Annotated in this window: 18 protein-coding genes; 7 read left to right on the top strand and 11 right to left on the bottom strand. The window is 64.9% G+C overall.

Annotation, left to right across the window (positions count from 1 at the left end):
- From ABZE94_RS04340 to ABZE94_RS04315, 6 genes are all read right to left on the bottom strand, one after another.
- Window positions 1-828, bottom strand: an 828-nt coding sequence (locus ABZE94_RS04340) for a M1 family aminopeptidase (RefSeq protein ID WP_372874303.1), incomplete at its 3' end; no start/stop codon positions are given.
- Window positions 829-882: 54 nt separating this feature from the next.
- On the bottom strand, window positions 883-1,719 hold the full coding sequence (locus tag ABZE94_RS04335; protein WP_372874302.1) for a DUF2797 domain-containing protein: 837 nt from the start codon (window positions 1,717-1,719) through the stop codon (window positions 883-885).
- The gene (locus ABZE94_RS04330) at window positions 1,719-1,991 is read right to left on the bottom strand and encodes a YeaC family protein (protein WP_372874301.1); all 273 of its coding nucleotides are present in this window, start codon (window positions 1,989-1,991) and stop codon (window positions 1,719-1,721) included. The genes ABZE94_RS04335 and ABZE94_RS04330 overlap by 1 nt, the downstream gene beginning before the upstream one ends.
- Window positions 1,992-2,067: 76 nt before the next feature.
- Entirely contained in the window at window positions 2,068-2,928 is an 861-nt protein-coding gene (locus tag ABZE94_RS04325; RefSeq protein WP_372874300.1) for a rhomboid family intramembrane serine protease, read from the bottom strand.
- Window positions 2,925-3,899 (bottom strand): metallophosphoesterase, encoded by a 975-nt coding sequence (locus ABZE94_RS04320; protein ID WP_372874299.1) that lies wholly within the window; start codon window positions 3,897-3,899, stop codon window positions 2,925-2,927. The genes ABZE94_RS04325 and ABZE94_RS04320 overlap by 4 nt, the downstream gene beginning before the upstream one ends.
- Window positions 3,900-4,790 (bottom strand): NAD(+) kinase, encoded by an 891-nt coding sequence (locus ABZE94_RS04315; protein ID WP_372874298.1) that lies wholly within the window; start codon window positions 4,788-4,790, stop codon window positions 3,900-3,902.
- 143 nt (window positions 4,791-4,933) lie between these two features.
- Here ABZE94_RS04315 and ABZE94_RS04310 point away from each other — a divergent pair, with 143 nt between their 5' ends.
- Window positions 4,934-5,893, top strand: coding sequence for a DUF1853 family protein (locus ABZE94_RS04310; protein ID WP_372874297.1), 960 nt, complete (start codon window positions 4,934-4,936; stop codon window positions 5,891-5,893).
- A 15-nt stretch (window positions 5,894-5,908) separates the two neighbouring features.
- Here the strand turns inward: ABZE94_RS04310 and ABZE94_RS04305 are convergent, their stop codons facing one another.
- The 5 genes from ABZE94_RS04305 to ABZE94_RS04285 all read right to left on the bottom strand — a co-directional run bounded on the left by ABZE94_RS04305 (window position 5,909) and on the right by ABZE94_RS04285 (window position 12,120).
- Entirely contained in the window at window positions 5,909-7,018 is a 1,110-nt protein-coding gene (locus ABZE94_RS04305; RefSeq protein ID WP_372874296.1) for a cyclic nucleotide-binding domain-containing protein, read from the bottom strand.
- 20 nt (window positions 7,019-7,038) lie between these two features.
- Window positions 7,039-8,001: a 1-aminocyclopropane-1-carboxylate deaminase/D-cysteine desulfhydrase gene (locus tag ABZE94_RS04300; protein ID WP_372874295.1), complete on the bottom strand. Its 963-nt coding sequence runs from the start codon at window positions 7,999-8,001 to the stop codon at window positions 7,039-7,041.
- 3 nt (window positions 8,002-8,004) lie between these two features.
- A complete protein-coding gene (locus ABZE94_RS04295; RefSeq protein ID WP_372874294.1) occupies window positions 8,005-9,375 on the bottom strand; it encodes a chromosome partitioning protein ParA in 1,371 nt (456 codons plus the stop codon).
- A 265-nt stretch (window positions 9,376-9,640) separates the two neighbouring features.
- Window positions 9,641-10,012, bottom strand: a complete 372-nt coding sequence (locus tag ABZE94_RS04290; RefSeq protein WP_372874304.1) for a nuclear transport factor 2 family protein — start codon at window positions 10,010-10,012, stop codon at window positions 9,641-9,643.
- A gap of 74 nt (window positions 10,013-10,086) precedes the next feature.
- Entirely contained in the window at window positions 10,087-12,120 is a 2,034-nt protein-coding gene (locus ABZE94_RS04285) for an FAD-dependent oxidoreductase (protein ID WP_372874293.1), read from the bottom strand.
- A 343-nt stretch (window positions 12,121-12,463) separates the two neighbouring features.
- Here ABZE94_RS04285 and ABZE94_RS04280 point away from each other — a divergent pair, with 343 nt between their 5' ends.
- From ABZE94_RS04280 to ABZE94_RS04255, 6 genes are all read left to right on the top strand, one after another.
- A complete protein-coding gene (locus tag ABZE94_RS04280) occupies window positions 12,464-13,408 on the top strand; it encodes a hydrolase (protein ID WP_372874292.1) in 945 nt (314 codons plus the stop codon).
- Window positions 13,405-14,442 carry an AraC family transcriptional regulator gene (locus tag ABZE94_RS04275; RefSeq protein ID WP_372874291.1) on the top strand — a complete coding sequence of 346 codons (1,038 nt, stop codon included), beginning with the start codon at window positions 13,405-13,407 and terminating at the stop codon, window positions 14,440-14,442. The genes ABZE94_RS04280 and ABZE94_RS04275 overlap by 4 nt, the downstream gene beginning before the upstream one ends.
- Before the next feature lie 436 nt (window positions 14,443-14,878).
- Window positions 14,879-15,589 carry a 4'-phosphopantetheinyl transferase gene (locus ABZE94_RS04270; protein ID WP_372874289.1) on the top strand — a complete coding sequence of 237 codons (711 nt, stop codon included), beginning with the start codon at window positions 14,879-14,881 and terminating at the stop codon, window positions 15,587-15,589.
- Window positions 15,590-15,662: 73 nt separating this feature from the next.
- A complete protein-coding gene (locus ABZE94_RS04265) occupies window positions 15,663-16,952 on the top strand; it encodes a M18 family aminopeptidase (protein ID WP_372874288.1) in 1,290 nt (429 codons plus the stop codon).
- Complete coding sequence (locus ABZE94_RS04260; RefSeq protein ID WP_372874287.1) at window positions 16,952-18,388, top strand: DUF3375 domain-containing protein; 1,437 nt, start codon at window positions 16,952-16,954, stop codon at window positions 18,386-18,388. The genes ABZE94_RS04265 and ABZE94_RS04260 overlap by 1 nt, the downstream gene beginning before the upstream one ends.
- A gap of 58 nt (window positions 18,389-18,446) precedes the next feature.
- Window positions 18,447-19,508, top strand: coding sequence for a YhcG family protein (locus tag ABZE94_RS04255; protein WP_372874286.1), 1,062 nt, complete (start codon window positions 18,447-18,449; stop codon window positions 19,506-19,508).
- Window positions 19,509-19,532 lie beyond the last annotated feature (24 nt).

The following is a 19,532-nucleotide window of genomic DNA, read 5'->3' as shown; positions in this document are numbered from 1 at the left end:
GTTCTCCATGGCGCCCATGTTGAAGTCGTTGACCGCGACGATCATGAAGATGTCCAGGTCGTACTCGCGGCCATAGACCTGCTCGTCCCACTTCATCGACTTCTTCAGGCTGTCCATGGCGTGCTGGCACTTGTCGATGTTTTCCGGCTCGACATAGATGCGCAGCGCCACTTCCCGCGCGCTCATGGTGGTGAAGCTGTCTTCCACGCACCAGAGGTCGCCGGCGACCAGGGCGAACAGGTAGGCCGGCTTCATGAACGGGTCCTGCCAGGTCGCCCAGTGCCGGCCGCCTTCCTCCGGGCCGCTGGCGATCGGGTTGCCGTTGGACAGCAGCACCGGGTAGCGGTGCTGCTCGGCGCTCAGGGTGGTGGTAAACTTGCTCATCACGTCCGGGCGATCGAGGTAATAGGTGATCTTGCGGAAACCCTCGGCCTCGCACTGGGTGCAGAACATGCTGCCGGACTTGTACAGGCCTTCCAGGGCGGTATTGCGCTCCGGATGGATGCGCACGCTGCTGTCGATGACGAAGCTGGCGCTCTTCGGTTGCAGGCTCAGGTGGCTGGCGTCGAGCTGGTAATCGCCGGCTGCCAGCTCCTCACCATCGAGGGACAGGTTGAGCAGCTCCAGCTCCTGACCGTCCAGCACCAGCACCGGCAGGTCGCGGCCCGGGTCGCCGGCCACACAGGCCGGGTTACGCCGCATCACCAGCTGCGCATGCACCAGGGTGTGATCCTCGAACAACTCGAAGGTCAGGTGCGTCTCGTCGATCAGGTAGTCCGGGGCCTGATAGTCCTTGAGGTAGATCATCTTCGGTTGTTCGGTGCGCATGGGGAGCCTCTTGGCGGCAGCTTCAAGCGGCAAGCTTCAGGCTGCAAGTGGTGGTCAGGCGGCAATCTGGTGGATGGCCAACTGATAGCTGGTGTATTTGCGGATATTGATCACGCCGGTGTCGAACATCAGGTACTGGCCCTTGATGCCAAGCAGGGTGCCTTCGGCAAGCGGGTTCTTGTCAAGGTTGAAGCTGCTGATCTTGGTCGGGTAGGCCTCGATCGGGTAGCGGATATCCACCGGCTGCTGATCGTTCAGCGGCTGGATCGCCTGAATGCCGAAGCGCTGCTGCAACTCGGTGAGCCCCGCGCCACAACTGGCGAACAGCTGATCTCGAATCGCCGGCAGGTCGACCGGCGCCGCGTCGCCCTTGAGCAAGGCGCGCCAGTTGGTCTTGTCCGCGACCTGTGTGCGCAGCAGATCTTCGACGAAGCCCGACTGCTGACGGGTTGCCACGCGCAAAATCGGCAAGGCCTGGCTCGCGCCCTGGTCCATCCAGCGTGTCGGAATTTGCGTGGCGCGGGTGATGCCGACCTTCACGCCCGAGGAGTTGGCCAGGTAGACCACATGGTCGGTCATGCAGAACTGCTCGCCCCAGCTCGGTTCGCGGCAGGTGCCGGCGTCGTAGTGGCAGCGCTCCGGGCTCATGATGCAGATATCGCACTGCGCCAGCTTCTGCATGCAGGGGTAGCAGTAGCCTTGGCTGAAACTGGTCTTGGTCTTGCGCCCGCAGTGACTGCAATGAATGGCGCCCAGGAACTCGAGGCGCAGAGTCTTGCCGATCAGCGGATTGACCGCCAGCTCCTGATCGTCCAGGCGAAAGGCGTACTGCACGGGCGCATCCAGACGCGCCGCCATCTTGCTCAGGGCACCGCGGGCCAACTCGGCCATCAGTGCAGAGCCTTGAACTGCGGATTCGGCACGATCTCTGCGTTGGCTTTGGACTTGGACTTGGAGCCACAGGCCTGCTCACCCATGTAGCCGATGCGTTGATCCTCGGGAAGATTGTGGGTTTCCCAGGCAATCAGCGCTTGCAGGGTGAGCTCCTTCTGCTCCTGGGTCAGCTTGCGGCCATCGGGCCACTTGCCGATTTCCAGAGCCAACTTCAGGCTCTGGTGAATTTCCGGGGTGATGTTTGCAATGGCTTGAAGAAAGGACGACATGGATACCTCCGAATACGAAGCCGCAGTTTACCGGCTGCGCCAGGCGCTCGCGAGCGCTTGACGCAAGCCCGCGCAATCATCTGTCGCCACGCTGGCGCGCCAGGGCCCCACCCAGCAGACCGGTAGCGCAACCGGCGAGCAATCCGCCGACGTGGGCGGCATTGGCAATCGCGCCGAACTGCAGCAGCTCGAAGATGCCGGTCATGCAGATCAGCAGCCAGGCCAGCATCATCACCAGCACGCCTCGCGGCAGCTGATATTCGGCAGTGGGCGCCAGGCGCTGAAACAGCCAGCAGTGCCCCAGCAGGCCGTAGAGCACGCCGGACAAGCCACCAAACAAGGCCGGCCCGGAAAAGCTGTACTGGGCCAGATTGGAGGCCAAACTGAACAGCAGCGTCAGCCCGAGCAGCATCCACGACCCCTGGCGCGCCTCGATGCGCCGCCCCAGCACCCAGTACCAGAGTGCGTTCATCGTCAGGTGCAGCAGGCCGAAATGGATCAGCATCGGCGTGATCAGGCGCCACCACTGCCCCGTTTCGAGCATTTCGGCCAGGTAACTGAAGTAGATGTAATCGCCCTGAATGCGGAAGTCGACGAAGCTCAACCAGCGGATCGCCGCCAAGTTGTCGCCCAGCGCGGTCAGCACGGCCACCAGCAGGGTCAGTCCGAGCATGCCGGCCGTCAGCGGGCTTTCGCGCAGCTGCCGGCCAAATCCCGCCGCGGCCTGCGGCGGGGTAGCCGGCTGCAGCGCCGCATCGCCCTGCGGGTAGCGCAGATACAGGTCGCGCACCTGCTCGGCCAATTCGTCCGGTACCCACAGCACCTGTTCGCCTGCTTCCTCGGAGACCCGGTGCGGCACCTGCAAGCGCCGCAACAGGACGATGAAGCCGCTGAGATCGGCCTGGATCGGCAGACGCAGAACGGCAACCGGGCTCATCGCGGAGCCTGCGCGCGCTGGACGTCGACCCAAACGAACTTGTGCGGATCCAGGCGTGTTTCCTGATCCAGCCGATAGGCCACCAGCTTGCCGTTGAGCACCGCGCTGTAATCCAGGCAGGCCAGGTTGGGGCGGATCGGCGCCGGCTTGCCGCTGCGCCAATAGTGGCCGACGAACAGCAGGGGCTGATCGGCGCCGTACTTCAGCAGCTCGTTTTTTTGCAGTTCGCTCAACGGCGTCTGGGCAACCAGCTCCGGCAAGGCATCGGGCTGGAAGACGATATCGCCGTAGGTCTGCGGGTCTTCCTCCCAGAATTTGGTGCGGAAATGCGCGCGGGTGAAGCCCTCGCCACTGGTCAAGGTCAAGCCGTGCGGCAGGCGCATGTCGGTGCCGCGCAGCAGACGATCCAGGGCGGTATTGGCAAAGCTCCCCGGCACCGCCGAGGCCTGGAGAAAATGCTCGTCGATGCAGCCATCGGGAAACTGCGCACGCAATGGCTCGATCAGGCCGGCGTCCCAGCAGGCATGCACCACGCGGAAATGGCCGGCATCGATGAACAACGGCAACTCGTAGAACCAGGCGAGAAAGTCGGACCATTCCGCGGGATAGGCCGCGAACTGCTCCAGGGTCTCCTTGATCAGCCGGGCGTGCCGCGGCGTGTGCTCGCGCACATAGTGCTGAGCGCTGCCGGGCGCGGCCAGGGTGCTCCAGCCGAGGGCATAGAATTCGTGATTGCCCATGATGCACAGCGCCTCGCCGGCCTGGACCATGTCATGCACCAGATGCAGGGCTTCACGGATACGCGGACCGCGATCGACCAGATCACCGAGAAAAATCGCCATGCGCTGCGGATGGCGCCAGACACCGCCCTGGCGCCGATAGCCGAGTGTGTCGAGCAAGTGTTCGAGGGTCAGTGCACAACCGTGAATGTCGCCAATCAGGTCGTAGCCACGCGCGGGATCGAGGTGCATTCAGCCGCCCCCGCCCCCGAGCCGACTGCCCCAACCCAGCTTGTTGCGGCAGACCTCGTAGTAGTTGTGATCGAGCGGATGGATCAGGCACAGCTTCTGCGGCTTCTTGCTCACCGTGACGGTATCGCCGGGCGCGCAGGTGAAGTGATTCTGGCCATCGCAGGAAACCTGCGGGTAAATCTGCATATCCTTGGACACGACGATTTTCAGCTCGCTGTTGCCATCCACCACGATCGGCCGGCTGGACAAGGTGTGCGGGTACATCGGTACGATGACCATGGCATCCAGCTTGGGGTGCATGATCGGCCCACCGGCGGACAGCGCATAGGCCGTGGACCCGGTCGGCGTGGCGACGATCAGGCCATCGGACTTCTGACTGCAGACGAACTGGCCATCGATGAACAACTCGAATTCGATCATCCGCGTCGACTTGCCCGGGTGCAGCACCACGTCGTTGAGGGCATCGCCCTGGCCGATCGCTTCGCCATGCCGACGCACTTCGGCCTCCAGCAGGAAACGGTTCTCGGTCAGGTAGTTGCCTTCCAGGACCTGGGCGACCTTGAGCTCCAGTTCATCCGGACGGATATCGGTGAGAAAGCCCAGGCTGCCGCGGTTGACCCCCAGCACCGGCACCTTGTGCCGCGCCAGCGCGCGGGCCGCGCCGAGCATGCTGCCGTCGCCGCCGACGACTATGACCAGGTCGCAGACCTCGCCGAGAATTTTCCGCGAAGAGGTTTGCAAGCCATGGCCCGGCAGCACTTCGGCGATGGTGTCCTCGAGAATCACATGCAGGTGACGGTCGATCAGAAACCGCTTCAGCCGGCGGATGGTCTCCAGCACCTGGGTGCTACCCAGACGGCCGATGATGCCGATGTTACGAAATTGGTCCATGGTGCTCCCGCAGGCTCTGGATCTAGACAGGCTCGATTATGGGTGAAAGCCGCAGGCAGCGGCAAACTCGCGGAATTTGCCGCCAAGCCGAACCGTACAAGGTCGACGAGCGCTACGCACGGATTTGGCGCTATGCTCGCTCCATGACACCGTTTCCCGCACTTACCGACCTGCAGCAGCAACTGCGCCAACCCGCAGTGCGGGATCTAGCCTGGGTGCTGCTTTCGCCGCCGCTGCTGAGCAGCCTGCCGTGGCCGCAACGCCACCCGCTCAGCGCCAGCCCATGGGGCCGTGCGCCGGGCCTGCTGGCCGACTGGCTGAGCCGTCTCGATCAGGACCCGAGCAGTCTGCTGGGCTGGCTGGCACAGAGTTCGGTGCGGCGCCTGGGCCTGTATTACGAACGTCTCTGGCAATTTGCCCTGCACGCCGCTCCCGGAATCGAGCTGCTGGCGGCCAACCTGCCGATCCGCCAAAACGGCCAGACCCTCGGCGAACTCGACTTGTTGCTCCGCGACGAGGAAGGCGTGCACCACCTGGAACTGGCGATCAAACTCTACCTCGGCCCGCAACAGCGAAGCGGTGCCGAACTCGCCCACTGGATCGGCCCCGGCTGCCATGACCGCCTGGATATCAAGCTCGACCACCTCAGTCAGCACCAGTTGCCCATGTCGGCACGCGGCGAGGCACGCCCGGCGCTGGCCGAACTCGATCTGGGCACCGCACAGGCGGCACTCTGGCTCGGCGGTTACCTGTTCTACCCCTGGCCGCAACCTTGCGTGCCGCCTCCCGGCGCCAATCCGCAGCACCTGACCGGCCGCTGGCTGTACCGGCGTGACTGGCCGGCCTTCGCCGCCCAGAACAACGATGGCTACTGGCAGCCCTTGCCTCGCGCGGCCTGGCTGGCGCCGGCGCGAATTGACCGGGCCGAGCTGTGGTCGGCCGAGAGGCTGCAGAACTGGTTGCACGCCCTGCAGCCGCAGGCCAAGGCGCAATTACTGGTGCGACTGCAGCACAGTCCGCAGGGCGACTGGCAGGAGGTGGAACGATTGTTTCTGGTTAGCGATGATTGGCCGGAAGCAATACCCGAACCCGCCGCGATATAGCGCCGAGGACAACCGTCAGCCGCTGCGCTCGATACGCCCGCCCGACCGCGCCAGGTAACCCGAGCCGCTTTCGCACAGCAGGGCATCGCGCTGCACCGCCGGCAGCACGTCCAAACCGTCACGCAGGACATAGGCCGTGAAGCCCAGCTGCGCAAGCAAGAACACCGCGCTGGCGCTGCGCTTGCCACTGTCGCAATAGCACAGATAGGTGCGCGCCTTATCCAGCAGCCGCGCCTTCAGGCGCAGCAGCTGCAACGGCATATGCAGGGACTCCAAGGCATGGGCCTGCTCGTATTCCTCTTGCAGGCGCACGTCCAGCCACTGTGCGCCGGCCGCCAGCAGGCGTGCCGCCTCGCCCAGGGCAACATCGTCGACCACCGGCGCCTTGAGCAACGAGAAGAAATCCTGACGAGCGAGGCGCAGCACCACGCCATCCTCGATCAGCGTCACCGTGGCATTGCGCGGGCGGTCGGCGAGCAAGGCCTCCTCACCGAAACAGGCGCCCACCTCCAGCTCGGCCAGAACCTGCTGCTCGCTACCGGCGCCGCGGATCACTTCGGCGCGGCCGCTTTCGAGGAAATAACAGCAATCGCCGGACTCACCTTCACGCAACAGGGTCGTGCCCGCCGCCTGCTCGATGCGCTGCAGACGCTCGAGCATGATGCGCACATTGCTCGGCGGAACCTTGGCGAATAGCGGATTCTGCAGAAGACGCTCCAGCCACTCCACATCGGCATGGTTATGGCCAAGCTCGAGGAGCAAATCCTGATAGGCCAGGCGCCAGGTCAGCAGCCGGTGGAGGGTAGCCGTGTCTACCACCAGCAGGCTGGCATCGGTGGCGGCACGCACTTCATGCAGACGCGGCAAGCCGGGCGACAGCGGGTGGCAACTGGCCGCGCTGCCGGCGAGCAGACGCTGCTGCTGGCCATCGGCCGTCTGCAGCAGCAACTCGCCAGCGAGCAAGTAATAGGTCCGGCCCGCCTGGTCGCCGCGGCGAAAGAGCAGTTGCCCGGCCAGTAGCGGCTGCGGTACCAACTGACGGCGCAGCTCTCGCCACTGCTGTTCGGACAGCACATTGAGCGGCGTAAAACTGCGCAACTGTTCGGGATTCAGGGCGTCACTCATGGGTATCCAGGCTCCGCTGGTCAAGACTCGGAGGGCGCGCCAATGGCGCGTGTGCACAACCGTTCATATTGCTGCATCGCCGCGGCGCGTCCCTGCAGGCCGCCGGTATGCACGAACACCAGACGACTTCCGCACTCAAAGTAACCGGCCTCGACGCGCTGACGCAACGCCATTAGCGCCTTGGCGGTATACAGCGGCTCCAGCGGCAGCCCGCTGGCCGCTTCGCTGGCGCGAAGAAACTCAAGCAGCGCCACATCGCCCCTGGCAAAACCGCCGCGGCTGGCATCCAGCAACCGGTAGGCGCAATCCGTCGCCCCAGCCTCGACGAGAATCGCTCGCACCTGTTGCGCCACGCCATGATCGTCAGGCACCGCCAGCGCGCCATAGACCGGATGCGCACCCGCTTCGCCCAACACCAGCCCCGCCAGGGTCGTTCCCGTGCCCGCCGCCAGCCACCAGCCGTGATAGTCGGCCCAACCGAGCGTGCTCAGCTGTTCCTGCAGCTGACTCACCAGCCCGCTACAGCCCATGGCGCCCGGCAAACCACCACCGCCCTCGGGCACCGGATGCAGGTGGCGGTAGCGCTGACGCCACGGCGCCCAGAAATCCGGCCGATGGCGGGCACGGTAGCCGCCATAGCCGAGCCAGTGCAGCTGCATGCCGAAACGCTGCAGATCGCGCACGGTAGGCGTGTCCTGCGGCGTGCCGCGGAGCAAACCAACCGTGGGGAAGTCGAAGCGTTGGCCCGCAGCGGCCAGCGCATGCAGATGATTGGAATGGGCGCCGCCAAGACTGATCAGCCCCTCGGCGCCGACCGCCCTGGCCGCTTGCAGGTAAGGCGCCAGCTTGAACCATTTGTTGCCGCTGATCAGCGGGTCGATCAGATCCAGGCGCAACACCGCCAGTTCGACCTCGGCCGCCGCCAGCCAATCCAGGCGCAGGGGCTCGAGCGGCGCCCTGGGGCTCCAATCAACGGGCAGCAAGCCTTAACCGACTGTGCGCAAGTGGCTACTGGCCTTGTGCCGCTCGCAGCAGTTGGACTTGCCGACGGTGAAACGGCTCGGGGTGTCGACCCGGTCGATCGGGATGGCGCAGCGCTGGCCGCTGGGCAACGCCGTCTCGCAACTCGGTTGCTGGTAGTGCGCCAGCCACTGGCGGTACTGCACTTCGGAAACGAAACACTTGGCCGCCGCATAGGCCATGGGATTGGCCCGATAGCTGCCGATGTCCTGCAAGGGAATGGTCAGGTGCCCGGCGCCGGGGTGATAGACCACGAAGACCACGCCGAGCGTGGCCAAGCGCTCGAGAATCTGCTCGCCGCCCTGGCCGACCAGCTCGTCGCGCTCGCGCTTGAGCCGCTCGACGTCCTCATGCAACTGCGCGTCCTGCTCATTGCGGTAGGCGAGTTCGACATCGCGAATGGCGACCTGCTCCTTGTACTCGGCCACCGCCGAGGCGATCTTGGCTTGCAGCTCATTCTCGAACTGGACTCGCAGAATCTCGCTTTCGCTCCGGTCGTGACGCTCCAACTCGCGCATCTGCTCGGTCATCTCCTCGCGGAACGACTGCATGCCGGCCGCCTGAGCGGCCAATTGCGCCTTGAGCGTGGCGTTCAACTCCTGTTGCTGGCGCAACGCCTGGCGCAGCTCGCTCGCCTGCGCCTGCATACTCGTATTCTGCTGTTCATGGGCCAACTTGAGCTTGGCCACTTCCTCTTCGTGTTGCTGGCTCAGGCTGCTGATGCGCAAGCGCTGCTGCTTGATCAGTTGCGCGGTCTTCAGGCGGTGCTCCTGATCCATGCTCTCGGCGACTTTACCGGCCACCTCCGCGGCCGCATCGGGCGCATACCACTTGTCTTCCGAGGCCATGTGCAAGCGCTCGGGAGCAACCGCCTGGCTGTTGTCCTCCTCGACCAGCAGGCCCAGGTTGTTGCGCTTGACGGCATCGCGCAGCAACACCAGGTCATTGTGGCCGGGGGCCAGGTTCGGATCCCACAGGTGCATCTGGTGCCAGGACACCGGGCACTGACTGCGGCAGGCCAGCCGAATCGGTCCGGCACCGAGGTCGGGGCCACGGCCGGCACGCTCGGACAGGTGCTGCAGGGGAATATTCCAGCCCGAGTCCGGCGCGCCTCGCTCGTCGAAGTCCAGATAGAAGAACACCGCCGCCCGGATCAACAGGCGCGGATTGATCGCCACATAGGCAATGCGCATCTGCTGATCGGCAAACTCCGGCATGTTGACCACGCCGTCGAGCAAGGCCTCGAACTCGGCAAACAACATCTGCTTGCAGACACCACCGCGCTCACTGAAGAACATCACGGCCTCAACCATCTGCGGCTTGTTCTGCATGCTCATCGGTTTCCCTCTAGGCCAATACGGTGGAATCAGCTAACGCAGGTAACGAGCGATCACACGAACGCTCTGCTTATAACCGTTTGCACGGTTCAGCGAGATGCCCGACAGCGAAGAAAACACCCGCACTACAGCCGCCATTCCTTTGTTCAGGCAAGTCTAGGGGAAAAGCCGATAGCGGCAATGTGACTGGGTTGGCAGTCGCCCGGCCGTCATGCTCGAATGAGCCGGCGACCGAGCGAAACTGTGATGGGTTTGGTGCAATAGATCAAGACGCTTGACCGGACAGCAACGGCGCCAAACGTCTGGCCATTTCATCGCCCAACACTTGCAAGCCGCTCATTGGCCGGATCATCACCTCGAACTCGACAATCTTCCCCTGCTCATCGAAGCGGATCATATCGATACCCTTGAGCTCGCGTCCAGCCACCTTGGCGGCGAACTCCAGTACCACATCGAGGCCATCGGCGCCGACCAGTTGGCGATGGTAATGAAAGTCTTCGAAGACCTTGACTACCGTGCCGAGAATCACGCTCACCAGCGGCGCGCCCAGATAGGGCTTGAAGGCCATGGGCGAGCGGAATACCACCTGCGGATGCAGCAGCGCCGGCAACCCACTGAGATCGCCGGCGGCAATCATTGCGTGCCACTTACCCAGTGCCTCGGCCACCGCTGGCTGCACCGCCAGCGCTGCAGCAGTGCTCGGCACGCCCGTCATAGTTGCGCCGCCAACCGCGAACCCTGATCGATCGCCCGCTTGGCATCCAGCTCGCTCGCCACATCGGCGCCGCCGATCAGGTGCACGCTCTGCCCGTTCGCGAGCAGCCCGTCCTGCAACTCGCGCAGCGGATCCTGGCCGGCGCAGAGGATCACGCTGTCCACCGCCAGCACCTGCGGCTCACCCTCGCCGATACGGATGTGCAGCCCCTGATCGTCTACCTTGAGGTACTCGACCGCATTGAGCATCTGCACGTTCTTGGTCTTCAGGCCGGCGCGATGAATCCAGCCGGTGGTCTTGCCCAGGCCGTCGCCGACCTTGGATTTCTTGCGCTGCAGCAGGAATACCTGGCGCGCCGGGGCATGGGGCTGGGCCTGGATCCCGGCGACGCCGCCGCGGGCCTCCAGCCGAGTGTCGATGCCCCACTCCTTCCAGAACGCCTCGCGGTCGAGGCTGCTGAGCTCGCCCTGGTGGGTGATGAATTCGCAGACGTCGAAGCCGATGCCGCCGGCGCCGATCACCGCGACCCGCTGACCGACCGGCTTGCGCTCGAGAATGGCATCCAGGTAGCCGATCACCTTGGGGTGATCCACACCGCTGATCGCCGGGGTGCGCGGGGCTATGCCGGTGGCCAGGATCACCTCGTCGAAGCCGCCCTTGGCCAATTCGGAGACCGAGACCCGGGTGTTCAGGTGCAGATCGACGCCGGTGGTCTGCAGCTTGCGCTTGAAATAGCGCAGGGTTTCGAAGAATTCTTCCTTGCCCGGCACCCGCTTGGCCACGTTGAACTGACCGCCGATCTCGCTGCCTGCGTCGAACAGGGTCACGCTGTGGCCACGCTCGGCCGCCACGGTGGCCGCCGCCAAACCCGCCGGGCCGGCACCGACCACGGCGATCTTCTTCACCTGGGTGGTGGGAATGTAATTGAGTTCGGTCTCGTGACAGGCGCGCGGGTTGACCAGGCAACTGGTCAGCTTGCCGCCGAAGGTGTGATCCAGGCAGGCCTGGTTGCAGCCGATGCAGGTGTTGATCTCGTCCGCGCGGCCCTCGGCGGCCTTGTTGACGAACTCCGGGTCGGCGAGAAACGGACGGGCCATGGAGACCATGTCGGCATCGCCTTCGGCCAGCACCTGCTCGGCGATTTCCGGGGTGTTGATGCGGTTGGTGGTGATCAGCGGGATCTGCACTGCGCCGCGCAACTTGGCGGTGACCTTGGTGAAAGCCGCGCGCGGCACCTTGGTGGCGATGGTCGGAATGCGCGCCTCATGCCAGCCGATGCCGGTGTTGATCAGGGTCGCGCCGGCCGCCTCGATGGCCTTGGCCAGCAGCACCACCTCGTCCCAGCTGCTGCCGCCTTCGACCAGATCGAGCATCGACAGGCGATAGATGATGATGAAGTTCGGCCCCACCGCCTCACGCACCCGGCGGACGATTTCCACCGGCAGGCGCATGCGGTTTTCGTAGCTGCCGCCCCAGCGGTCGCTGCGGTGGTTGGTGTGGGCGACCAGGAACTGGTTGATGAAGTAGCCTTCCGAACCCATGATCTCGACGCCGTCGTACTCGGCCTGCTGGGCCAGCAGCGAGCAATTGACGAAGTCCTGGATCTGCTTCTCGATGCCGTCCTCGTCCAGTTCCTTGGGTTTGAACGGGTTGATCGGCGCCTGGATCGCGCTCGGTGCCACCGACTTGGGGCTGTAGGCATAGCGCCCGGCATGCAGGATCTGCATGCAGATCTTGCCACCCGCTTCGTGCACCGCCTGGGTGACGACCTGGTGTTTCTCCGCCTCTTCCGCGGTGGTCAGCTTGGCCGCCCCCGAGTACACGCCGCCCTCCTCGTTCGGGCCTATACCGCCGGTCACCATCAGGCCGACGCCGCCACGGGCGCGCTCGGCAAAATAGGCCGCCATGCGCTCGAAGCCACCCGGTTTCTCCTCCAGACCCGTGTGCATCGAGCCCATCAGGGTGCGGTTGCGCAAGGTGGTGAAGCCCAGATCCAGCGGGGCGAGCAGGTGCGGGTAGCGAGCAGTCATGGATATCTCCACATCGAGCGGGTGCATTTCACGGAATGCCGCGGTCTCAACGGGACCACGGTCGGTATTGGGAGCCTGTCGGGCTTGACGCTGTCCTACTGCGGAAAGGCCGGCTTTGCCCAGTTTTGTTGTTCTTTCTCGTTAAATAGCCAGCTATTCGCCTCGAAAGAACAACAAAACTGAATCAAACCGGACCTTCCCTCGCTACGGACGGTCAAGCCCGACAGGCTCCTAGACAATAAAGAGCCGGAGCAGGCCCCTCAATGACTCAAAATTACAACTTGATGATCAAAATGAACGCCAGCCCTTGGCAAGCACCCGCCCAGCGACCTACCCTGCAGCCATGAAACGCAAACTCTCGCTACTCCTGATCGCACTGATCGTCGGCAGCTGCCTGGCCGCCTTCCTGATCTGGGCCGAACGGCGCCCGGCCGCCCACTACCTGTCCGATCTGCGCAGCTCGATCAGCAGCGAGCCGGCGCCGGCGCAGACGCGTGGCAACCTGCTGCTGATCCGCCCGCAACTCTATCCCATGGATTACCAGAGCCCGGCCCACCTGCGCCTGAAGCTCGCCGCCGCCCTGGATAACGCCCGGGATGCCGGCCTGCTCGGCCCCGACACCCTGGTGGCGCTGCCCGAGCATATCGGCACCTGGCTGCTGGCACGTGGCGAGAAGGTCGAGTTCTATCAGGCCCGCAGCCGTCAGGAAGTGCGCGACTGGCTGCTGCTCGGCAACCCGCTGCTGGCCATCGAGGCGCTGCTGCTGAATCTGGATGCCGAACGCCTGGACGAAGCCCTGCTGCGGATGAAAGCCGAGCAGATGGCCGAGGACTACCAGCAACTGTTCGGCGGCCTCGCCCGCGACTACCAGGTCACCCTGCTGGCGGGCTCCATCCTGCTGCCCGAGCCACGCGTGGAAGACGGTCGCCTGCACAGCGGCGCAGGCCCGCTGCGCAACCTCAGCCTGGTATTTTCCCCGCAAGGCACTATCCAGGGCAGCCCGCACCTCGAGCCCTGGCCTTGGCGAGCCGACGCCACCCCGGCGCAACGCCTCAGCGTCGGCGCAGTGGCTTACCGGGTCGAGCGCGACTGGCGCCCCGGCTATCCGCAGAGCAGCCTGCACCTGGTCGACGGCGACCTGAGCAGCCCGGCGCTGTTCCTGCGCGGCAAGCTGGACTGGCCGATTGGCGGCGCCTCGCGGGACATTCAGCTGATCCCCCGCGAGGTCGAGCAAGCCAGCCCGGCGCCGGGCAGCCATTTGCTGAACCTGTGGATCGACGCCGAGTGAAACCGCAGCGGGTGCGCCTCGGCGACCTCTCGGTCGGCTTCATTCACAGCCTGGCCGACGCCGTGCAGCAGCTGGGACAGGATCCGTTACCGCTGCTCGAGCAGTTCGGCCTGGATGCCGCACGCCTGGCCGAACCTGGCGCGCGCCTGTCGATCCCGCGCTACATGCGCCTGGGTCACGCCGCGATCCAACTGACCGGTGAGCCCGGCATCGGCCTGCTGATGGGCCGCCTGAGCCGCCTCAGCCAGGTCGGCCTGGCCGGCGTCACCGCGGCCCAGGCGCCTACCGTGCGCGAAGCGGCCCGCGCCTTGATCCGCTTCGAGCCGCTGTATGCCGCCAACTACCGCGGCCAGGCCAGCCTGCACGAAGATGCCCGCGGCGCCTGGCTGCGCTTCTATTCGATCAGCCCGTACAACGCCTACAACCGCTTCGTGGTCGACTCGGTGCTGGCCGGCTGGGCCCAGCAACTGGGCAACCTGGCCAGGCAACGCCTGAGCGTGGAAAAAATCCAGATCGAGTTTCCCGCGCCCGCTTACGGCGCGCAGTACGGCGAGCTGTTCGACTGCCCCGTGGAATTTGCTGCCAAACACAATCAACTGCGCCTGCAGCAGAGCACGCTCAACCTGCGCAACCCCGAACACTGCCCGAGCACCTGGCACCAGCTGCTGGCAATCTGCGAACGTGAACTCGAGCTGCTGACCCGCACCCGCAGCCTGCGCGAGCGCATCACCCGCATGCTCGGGCCGCTGCTGCACGGCCGCGAGCCCGACCTGCAGGAAGTCGCCGCGCGCCTGCAGCTGCCGACCTGGACCCTGCGGCGCAAGCTGGCCGAGGAAGGCACGCAGTTCCGCAGCATCCTCAACGAAACCCGCCGCGACCTGGCCATGGCCTATATCCGCGACACCGAACTGGCCTTCGGCGAAATCGCCTACCTGCTCGGCTTCGCTTCGGCCGAGGCCTTCCAGCGCGCCTTCAAACGCTGGAACCAGCAGACCCCGGGCGAATTCCGCCGCGCCCAGCGCCAGGCCGGCTAACGGCCGGTGACAGGCGAGCGCGATTCAAATCTCGGTGGCGTCTTCAACCGGTTCGGCGTCGTCCTGATCAAAGGCGCGCGATTCGAGCAGCTCTTCTTGATAGTCATCCATTACTGGTTCCTCCCGCTTGATGCTGTGGCCGACAAATGCACATGCCAATCAAGCTAAAGAGGACAGATGAACACAAGATGACAGTTTGTCGCGGGCACTAAAAAAAACGGGAGCCCAATCGGGCTCCCGTACTCATTCTCAGAGAAAAGTCGCACCCGGCTCGCACCACGTGCAACAACCACCTCACCTGCGCTCCCGAAGCAACGCAGCCGCCAGTCTGACAAGAATCCACAGGCCCATGGGTTTAGCTTTGTTGTCGCTGTGCAAAGAAATGTAACCGCACCTGCTGCTGGCAGGCCGCCACGGCAAGCGGCAGAATGCCGGGATGAGCGACCTCTACCTGCCCCCCTGCTGCACCGCACTGAGCGATCACTGGCCGCTGCCCCGGGCGCTGCCCGGCACGCAACTGATCAGCACCCAGTTCGACCCCGCACGACTCGCCACCGGGGACTTCGAGCGCTGCGGCATCACCGTCGTCAACGGCGTGGCCAAACGCCAGACCGAATACCTCGCCGGCCGCCTGTGTGCGCGCGAAGCCCTGCGCCGGGTGACCGGCACGGCCGCGGTGCCGGCGATCGGTGCCGACCGTGCGCCACAGTGGCCCGCCGAGGTCAGCGGCTCGATCACCCACGGCAGCGGCTGGGCCGGGGCCATGGTGGCGCACGCCAGCGCCTGGCGCGGCCTCGGCCTCGATGTGGAGCGCAGGCTGGCGCCAGCGCGCGCCGAACGCCTGGCCGGAGAAATCCTCACCCCCGGCGAATTGCAGCAGTTGCAGGGTCTGAGAGCCGAGCAACGGGCCTGGCGCATCAGCCTGAGCTTCTCGTTCAAGGAAAGCCTGTTCAAGGCGCTCTACCCCCAGGTCCTGCGCCGTTTTTACTTCCAGGACGCCGAACTGCTGAGCTGCCACGCCGATGGCAGCGCGCGCCTGCGCCTGCTGATCGAGCTGAGCGGCGACTGGCCGGCGGGCAGCGAACTGGATGGCCAGTTCGTCGAGTTCGACGGTCACCTGCTCAGCCTGGTCGCCATCCCGGCCTGATCCGTTACGCGGCCTGCGCCCAATGCGCCGGCCAATTCCGATAAACTCCGGGCATTGCCGCCAGGAGTGCCCCATGCGCGAAGAACTCAACCAAGGCCTGATCGATTTTCTCAAGGCCTCGCCCACCCCCTTCCATGCCACCGCCAGCCTGGCCCAGCGCCTCGAAGCCGCCGGTTTTCAACAGCTCGACGAGCGCGCGCCCTGGCATACCGCCGTCGGCGGCCGTTACTACGTGACCCGTAACGACTCCTCGCTGATCGCCTTCAAGCTGGGCCAGCGTTCGCCGCTGGAAGGTGGCCTGCGCCTGGTCGGAGCCCATACCGACAGTCCCTGCCTGCGGGTCAAGCCGCAGCCGGAGCTGCAGCGCCAGGGCTTCTTCCAGCTCGGCGTGGAAGTCTACGGCGGCGCCCTGTTCACCCCCTGGTTCGACCGCGACCTGTCGCTGGCCGGACGGGTGACCTACCGCCGTGACGCCAAGGTGGAAAGCCAGCTGATCGATTTCCAGCTGCCGATCGCGGTGATCCCCAACCTGGCGATTCACCTCAACCGCGAGGCCAATCAGGGCTGGCCGATCAATGCGCAGAACGAACTGCCGCCGATCCTCGCCCAGCTCGCCGGCAGCGAGGCCGCCGATTTCCGCGCGCTGCTGGCCGAGCAACTGGCCCGCGAACACGACTTCAATGCCGACGCGGTGCTCGACTTCGAGCTGAGTTTCTACGACACCCAGGCCGCGGCGGTGATCGGCCTGAACGGCGACTTCATCGCCGGCGCGCGCCTGGATAACCTGCTGTCCTGTTACGCCGGGCTGCAGGCGCTGCTCGCCGCGCCGGACGCGGAAAGCTGCGTACTGGTGTGCAACGACCACGAGGAAGTCGGCTCCAGCTCGGCCTGTGGCGCCGACGGGCCGATGCTCGAACAGGTGCTGCGCCGCGTGCTGCCGGAAGGCGACGGTTTCGTGCGGACCATCCAACGCTCGCTGCTGGTCTCCGCCGACAACGCCCACGCCGTGCACCCCAACTACCCGGACAAGCACGACGACAACCACGGCCCCAAGCTCAACGCCGGCCCGGTGATCAAGATCAACAGCAACCAGCGCTACGCCACCAGCAGCGAAACCGCCGGCTTCTTCCGCCACCTGTGCCTGGAAAACGAGGTGCCGGTGCAGAGCTTCGTCACCCGCAGCGACATGGGGTGCGGCTCGACCATCGGCCCGATCACCGCCAGCCAGCTCGGCGTGCGCACCGTGGATATCGGCCTGCCGACCTTCGCCATGCACTCGATCCGCGAACTGGCCGGCAGCCACGATCTGGCGCATCTGGTCAAGGTGTTGAGCGCGTTTTATGCCAGCGCCGAGTTGCCCTGATGGACTACCAGCAGCTCGCCAGCCTGCGCCAGCACCACCCGGCCTGGCGCCTGCTCTGTTCGCCCCATGCGCCGCTGATCGTCAGTTTCCTCGAGCGCACCTTCCGCGTGCCCAACCTGCGCAGCCTCGATCAGCACAGCCTGGCCTCACGCCTGGAGGATCACCTCTATGCCCTGCGCCAGACCCAGGGCGAGGAGGCCTTTCCGCGGGCGGCTGCGGCCTATCTCGATGAGTGGGCGGACAATGCCAACGGCTGGCTGCGCAAGTACTACCCGGCCAGCGGCGACGAGGCGCACTTCGAACTGAGCGCCGCCAGCGAGAAGGCCATCGAATGGCTGGCCAGCCTGAGCAAGCGCCAGTTCGTCGGCACCGAATCGCGCCTGCTGACCATCTTCGAGCTGCTCAAGCAGATGGTCGAGGGCAGCGAAACCGACCCCGAAACACGCATCCATGAGCTGGAAAAGCGCAAGGCCGGCATCGACCGGGAGATCGCCCAGATCCGTGCCGGCCAGCTCGAGCTGATGGACGAGACCCGGGTCAAGGAACGCTTTCTCGAAGTCGCCGCCAGCGCCCGCAGCCTGCTGGCGGACTTTCGCGAGGTGGAGCAGAACTTCCGCGACCTCGACCGCGCCGTGCGCGAACGCATCGCCACCTGGGAAGGCAGCAAGGGCGAGCTGATCGGCGAAATCTTCGGCGAACACGAGGCCATCGCCGACTCCGACCAGGGCCGCAGTTTCCGCGCCTTCTGGGATTTTTTGATGTCGCCGGCGCGCCAGGAGGAACTCTCCGAGCTGCTGCAGCAGGTCTTCGCCCTGGCCCCGGTGCAGAGCCTGGAGCCGGATCGGCGCTTGCTGCGCATGCACTACGACTGGCTGGAAGCCGGGGAAACCGCGCAGCGCACAGTGGCGCGCCTGTCCGAGCAGCTGCGCCGCTACCTGGACGACCAGGCCTGGCTGGAAAACCGGCGGATCATGCGCCTGCTGCGCGACATCGAAGGCCAGGCCCTGCAACTGCGCGAACGCCCGCCGAGCGAGCTGCCGTTGAGCCTTGACGCCGCCGTTCCCGAACTCAATCTGGCCCTGGACCGGCCGCTGTACAGCCCGCCGCTGAAGCCGCGGATCGAGCAACAGATACTCCTCGAAGGCGAACCCGAAGGCGACCACGACGCCCTGTTCGACCAGGTGCAGATCGACAAGGCGCGCCTACTCGGGCAGATCCGCCGCGCCTTGCAGAGCGAGACGCGGATCAACCTCGGCGAACTGCTGCAACGCCACCCGCTGCAACAGGGCCTGACCGAGCTGGTCGCCTACCTGGAACTGGCAGCCAACGACAAACACAGCGCCTTCGATGATGGCCAGACGCAACTGATCACCTGGCGCGACGCCCAGGGCATCCAGCGCCGCGCCGCCATTCCCCTGATCGTCTTCAGCCGTTAGTTTGGACTGCCGGAATGTCCCTGATTAGAGCCGCCGAAAACACCACGAAGGAAAAGCCATGAGCGCCCCCCCTGTTAGCCTGACCGCGCCACCCGAAGGCTACGGCGATTGGCTGGCCGACCTTAAAGGCCGCATCCACAATGCTCAGCAGCGCGCCACGCTGGCGGTGAACCGCGAACTGGTGCTGCTCTACTGGCAGATCGGCAAGGATATTTTGACCCGGCAGGCACAACAGGGCTGGGGCGCCAAGGTGATCGAACGGCTGGCCCATGACTTGCGTGCCGCGTTTCCCGATATGAAAGGATTTTCCCCGCGCAACCTTAAATATATGCGTGCCTTCGCCGAAGCCTGGCCGGAGGCCGAATTTGTGCAACAGGCTGTTGCACAATTGCCCTGGGGGCACAATCTGGTCTTGCTGGACAGGTTAAACACCGCGATAGAGCGCCGCTGGTATGCCGCCAAGGCCATCGAGCACAACTGGTCGCGCAATGTGCTGAATATCCACATTGAAACCCGCCTGCTTGAGCGAAGTGGCACGGCAGTCACTAACTTCGATGTCAACTTGCCGAAACCCCAGTCCGACCTGGCCCGCGAGTCGCTGAAAGACCCTTACCGCTTCGACTTCCTAGGCCTTAGCGATGAGGCGCAGGAGCGTGAGATCGAGCACGCCCTGGTCAAACACGTCACCGAGTTTCTGTTGGAGTTGGGCGCAGGCTTTGCGTTCGTTGGACGGCAGGTGCTGCTGGATGTAGGTGGCGACGAGTTCTTTATCGACCTGCTGTTCTATCACCTCAAGTTGCGCTGTTACGTGGTGATCGAACTCAAGACTGGCAAGTTCAAGCCCGAGCACTTGGGCCAGTTGAGTTTTTACCTCACCGCAATGGATGCCCAGTTCAAGCATCCGCAAGACGGCCCGACCATCGGCCTGCTGCTGTGCAAGAGCAAAAACAAGGTGGTGGCCGAATACGCCCTGCGCGATAACGCCAGACCCATCGGCGTAGCCGAATATCAATTGGTCGAATCCCTGCCTGCTGAATTGCAAACCAGCTTGCCCAGCATCGAGCAGATCGAGCGCGAGTTGGCAGGGAATGATGGTACGTCCATGGAGGATGACTCCTAATGACCAACCCGCCCCTCTGCAGGA

The sequence above is a fragment of the Pseudomonas sp. genome (assembly GCF_041601375.1).
Classification (GTDB): domain Bacteria; phylum Pseudomonadota; class Gammaproteobacteria; order Pseudomonadales; family Pseudomonadaceae; genus Aquipseudomonas.
The sequence above is the reverse complement of the archived record's forward strand: the minus strand, read 5'-3'. Positions and strand labels throughout refer to the sequence as shown.